This window comes from Pseudomonas sp. 32_A (genome assembly GCF_017490905.1).
In the GTDB taxonomy this organism is placed as follows: Bacteria; Pseudomonadota; Gammaproteobacteria; order Pseudomonadales; family Pseudomonadaceae; genus Aquipseudomonas; species Aquipseudomonas inefficax.
The window spans coordinates 1-297 of record NZ_JAFGYI010000430.1; the positions used below are offsets into that span (position 1 = coordinate 1).

General features: G+C 63.3%; 1 protein-coding gene. It reads right to left on the minus strand.

What is annotated here, in order from left to right:
• Positions 1–297, minus strand: a 297-nt coding sequence (locus J5M58_RS28605; RefSeq protein ID WP_207880619.1) for a hypothetical protein, incomplete at both ends; no start/stop codon positions are given.

Genomic DNA, 297 nt, shown 5'->3' on the forward strand with positions numbered 1-297 from the left:
GCAGGGCTTGCACCCAGCCAGTGCGTTGCGCGTTGAGCTCCATGACCATGCCGACCGGGTCGGGCAGCGTCAGCGCCAGCAGGCCATTGGGCAGTTGTTCCTGCTGGATGACATTGCGTACATGGGTTCGGGTTTCATGCCAGCGGCCCAGGCGGCTGTAAAAGCCATGGGCGCTGGTGAACCTGGCGGAGGAAAAGGTAGAGAACTCCAGCACCTGCTCCAGGCCGAAGCGGAAGCTGTCGGTCATGGCGATGCCGAGGCTGGCAGGGTCGTTGCGTGCGGTGTTCAGGTCCACTT